Here is a 4,132-nt window from a genome sequence, read left to right as displayed (position 1 = left end):
GTAGCGGCGCGCAATCGAACTGTGGCGGAGGCGCAATCGAGGGCGTTTTCCGGCGCACGATCGGTGAGACTGGAGACGGTCTCCGACGCACATTCCGTGAGACTGGGCGCACGATCGGTGAGACCGACGCGAGATCATCCGAGCCGACGCACGCTGCGTGAGACGGATCAGGTCGGCAGGCCGGCGGCCCGCATCTCGTCCAGGAGTTCGGCGGCCCGGGCCGCTTCGAGTTCGCCGCGGAGGAGCCGTCGGACCTCGCCGGGCTTGGCGTCGAACTGCTCGGCCAGACTGCGAAGGTCGTAGCCGTTCCGCGTCAGCCGGGGCTCCAACTCGTCGAGCTGGCGCGATAGCACAGCATCGATCATGTCGGCATCGACCGGCTTGGCCCCGATCTCGAAGGCGGCTTCGAAGGCGCGCACGAGATGCTGCCCGATCTGGAGCGGCGTCTTCAGCTTGGCGGCGAGCAAGGTGGCGGCGCCGTCGGTCAGTACGTCGGCCTGCGCGATGCCATCCTGGAGCGAGGCCTTCATCACCCAGTCGATATAGTCGCGTTGCCGATCACGCAGCCCTCCGAACTCGAACACCGTCGTGCGGTCGCCGATTTCCTCCATCTTGGGACGCCGCAGGTCGTTCTTCAGCTTGGGATGGCCGATCAGCACGATCGAGAGCTGCCCTCCGCCCTCCGCCACCAGCTCGATGAGGCGCTTGAGCGCCGTCAGCGTCTTGGGGTGGAGGTCGTGCGCGTCGTCGATGAAGAGCGCCACGGGCTTCCTGGCGCGCCGGAACAGCTCCTGCAGGTCTCGCTCGCGGCGTTCCGACTGGCTGGAGATCGTCACCGTCTTTTCCGGCGACAGGTCATAGAACAAGGCAGCCAGCAGGAGCGGCACGGTGATCTTGGCCTTGTCGACCGACAGCGAGCGCGACACGATCACCCGGCCTTCTCGCTCGAGGTCGGCACGCAGGCGGCGCGACAGCAGTGTCTTGCCCGAGCCGATGACGGCCGTGACAGCGATCAGGCGACCACCCGCGATGGCGGCGCGGATATCGCGGGCGACCTGGGTATGGTGCTCTGTCTCGAAGAAGCCGACGTCGGTCGGCGGTCGCAACAGGTCGTAGAAGCGCATCACTTCGGTGAGCATCAGCCGACGCCTCCCCTCTGCCCGGGCGGGAAGCGCTCTCGGACGGCGGCCAGGACCTCGGGACGGGCCAAGGTCCGCGCCAGCAAGGCGTCGATGAAGGCGCGATCCTCAGCCGGGAGGGTGGCGAGGGGCAGCCTGATGGCCTCGGCGATGGCGCGCCGGGCGACGAGCAGATTGGCGAAGCTCAGCTGTCCGAATGGGTCGGGATCGCGGAAGGGACGCACCGGGACGGACAGAGGCGGTCGCGCCTCGGCCATGACGACGTCGGCCTCGCCCGACAGCGCCGCACGCGGCAGCGCGAGCCGGCGCGCCAGGTCCTCGACCCGCTCGGCCTTGACCTCACGCCTGGATTTGCGGTGCTTGCGATAGCGATGCAGCGGGATCGGGCCTCCGACCGGAAGAAAGGGGCCGGACCGCCGATCCTCGCATTCCACCCAGAGTTCCTGGTCGAAGAGGCCCCACCACACCACGACCGTCTCGCCGGCGAACTCGGGATCGATCTCGTAGGTCACGCCGGCGATCGTCATCCGGCAGTCGAGCGCCACGACCCGTCGTTCCGGTTCCCGGGCAAAGGCGCAGAACCGATCCCAGCCGCACATCTCCCGCAGACCGTCGTCGGGCAGGTGCGCCAGCCAGTCCTCGATACGGCTGTGCGGTTCGATGCGATGATCGCCACGGTTGTAGCTGTCGATGAAGCGCGCCAGCCACCGATTGGCCTCCGCCTCCGTCTCGGGCCGGTGGAAGTGGTACAGGGTCTCGTGGGCCTCCTTCACGGTGCGGAAGGGCCGCTCGACCTTGCCCTTGGAGCGTGCCGTGGTGCGCCGACCATCCGACCCGGCCGGCCTGTGCGTCGTCACCGCGACACCCAAGCTCTCCATCACGCGTCCGAACACAGCCGACTTCGCGACCGGGCCGTTGTCGAGGTAGAGAGCCGCCGGAATGCCGCCGAACGGGCTCCCGTTCTCGTCGGTCTCCTTGCGGGCCATGGCGTTGAACAGGAAGCGCAGCGCGCTCTCGACGTCCTCGCCGTAGACGCACCGATATTCCTGGTAGGCGACGCCGGAGCGGTCGTCGACGACGCTGAACAGCATCAGCATGGGCGCGCCCGAGCGGTCATGATCGAGCCAGGGCGGAACTTCGATCTGCTTGAGATCCGAGGGGCTCATGTCGAAGTGCCAGAGCGCGTTGGCTTGCGCGGCCTGGAAGCGGACGGCGGGCGGCTCGCGGACCATGCGGGCATGATCGTAGCCGAGACGCCGCAGGTGTCGGTTGAGGGTGGATGCGGTCAGGCGGCCTGGTGCCAGCTTCATGAAGCCATCGGGCGTGTCGACCCCGTGCTCGACAAGCAGGCCGAGGATACGCACCGTCGACAGGTGGCGGCCCTTGCGGTTCGTGGTGCGGACCTTCATGGCCGCGACGATCTCGCACCAGCGTTCGATCTCGGAGGCCGACATCGACCTCGGCCGCCCCTGGTCGGCGCGGTGAGCGGCATGGGGGCGACGTCCGCCACGCAGCAGGCGGTACAAGGTCGCCCGGCTGACGGCATAAAGCGCGGCGGTCGACCGGATCAGGGTGGTCCGTTCCGGATGACGGGCGGGGAGTGCGGCAAGCCGCTGCCGGAGGGTCACCAGGGCCTCGGTCGGCACGGCGCCCCCGGCCGGCATCACGCCAGACCGGTCTGGCTGGATGGTGAAGGTGCGCTCGGCTTCGCACCCTTGCGGATCGTGGCCGCGCCGTCCAGCAGCACCTGCCCGGCCGCCTTGGGTGTGCCGTCGCCGTTCACATAGGCGTAGAGTGTCGTGGTGGTGACGCCGAGGCGTTTGGCGACGTCCGCCGCGACAGCCTTCGGGTCGGCCATGGCGGCCATGGCCATGGTCAGCGTTGCATGGTCCATCTTGCGTGGCCGCCCGCCCATGCGCCCACGGGCCCGGGCCGCGGCGAGCCCCGCCGTCGTGCGCTCGGTGATGAGCGCCCGCTCGAACTCGGCGAAGGCCGCGAAGATGCCGAAGGCGAGACGGCCGTTGGCGGTGGTGGTGTCGATCTGCGCTCCGGCCCCGGCCAGAACCTTGAGGCCGACGCCACGAAGGCGGAGGTCCTCGGCCGTGGTGACGAGATGCCGAAGGTCGCGGCCAAGACGATCGAGCTTCCACAACACCAGGGTGTTACCCGGCTGAAGGGCTTTCAGGCAGGCCAGCAAGCCGGGGCGGGCATCATGCCGGCCGGAGGCGAGATCCTGGTAGATGCGTTCATCGGCGACGCCGGCGGCGAGAAGCGCGTCGCGTTGCGGAGCGAGCGTCTGGCTGCCGTCGCTCTTCGAGACCCGGACGTAGCCGATCAGCATGAGCTCCCCGAGGCCGCCAGGAAAGATACTGTCCATCCTGCAATCTCGCGCTCATTTCCGCAACGAGTTTTCTGACGCTCCCCGAGCTTTGTTCAGCGGCACCCGAGCCTCACAAGAAAACCGGCCGTTTTCCTTGTCGTCGTGGTGCGTGAGGCGCTACGGCCAGGGGCCGGATGAACGGCGCCTGGTCCGGAAAAGAGATCGCCCATGTTCGCCATTCTCCGACAAGCCGGCGGCCGGCGGTATGAGGTGGACTTCGAAGACGATCCCGTCCTGCTCGATGTCGCCATGAGCGCGACCACGATCCAGATCACGATGACCGCAACCGAGGATCGCGATCCCGAGAAGAACCGCTTCGTGACCGTCACGGTCCCACGTGAGGCGTTGATCGCCGCCCTGGCGGCTGCCGGCAGCACGGCCAAGTCAGGCAACAGGAAGGGACCTACACGCGTCGGATAACAGGCTCATCTTGCCTGCCGACCTGATCCGTCTCACGCAGCGTGCGTCGGCTCGGATGATCTCGCGTCGGTCTCACCGATCGTGCGCCCAGTCTCACGGAATGTGCGTCGGAGACCGTCTCCAGTCTCACCGATCGTGCGCCGGAAAACGCCCTCGATTGCGCCTCCGCCACAGTTCGATTGCGCGCCGCTAC

At 68.0% G+C, this 4,132-nt stretch carries 4 protein-coding genes; 1 reads left to right on the top strand and 3 read right to left on the bottom strand.

Features of this window, described 5'->3' with window-relative positions:
• Positions 1-167 precede the first annotated feature (167 nt).
• Genes MFF22_RS22855 through MFF22_RS22845 form a run of 3 tightly spaced genes read right to left on the bottom strand, consistent with a single transcriptional unit; the run spans position 168 to position 3,480 of the window.
• Positions 168-1,139: an ExeA family protein gene (locus MFF22_RS22855; RefSeq protein ID WP_127993251.1), complete on the bottom strand. Its 972-nt coding sequence runs from the start codon at positions 1,137-1,139 to the stop codon at positions 168-170.
• Complete coding sequence (locus MFF22_RS22850) at positions 1,139-2,785, bottom strand: DDE-type integrase/transposase/recombinase (protein ID WP_164891434.1); 1,647 nt, start codon at positions 2,783-2,785, stop codon at positions 1,139-1,141. Before MFF22_RS22850 ends, MFF22_RS22855 begins: the two co-directional genes overlap by 1 nt.
• 17 nt (positions 2,786-2,802) lie before the next feature.
• Positions 2,803-3,480, bottom strand: a complete 678-nt coding sequence (locus MFF22_RS22845) for a recombinase family protein (protein ID WP_053609013.1) — start codon at positions 3,478-3,480, stop codon at positions 2,803-2,805.
• Between the two features lie 207 nt (positions 3,481-3,687).
• On the opposite strand from MFF22_RS22845, the gene MFF22_RS22840 reads away from it, so the two are divergent.
• A complete protein-coding gene (locus MFF22_RS22840; RefSeq protein WP_053609012.1) occupies positions 3,688-3,939 on the top strand; it encodes a hypothetical protein in 252 nt (83 codons plus the stop codon).
• The last annotated feature ends 193 nt before the right edge of the window (positions 3,940-4,132 follow it).

Origin of the sequence: Methylobacterium persicinum (genome assembly GCF_022179525.1) — a bacterium.
GTDB classification, from domain to species: Bacteria; Pseudomonadota; Alphaproteobacteria; order Rhizobiales; family Beijerinckiaceae; genus Methylobacterium; species Methylobacterium persicinum.
Note: the sequence above shows the minus strand (reverse complement) of the source record. Positions and strands in the feature narration are given on the sequence as shown.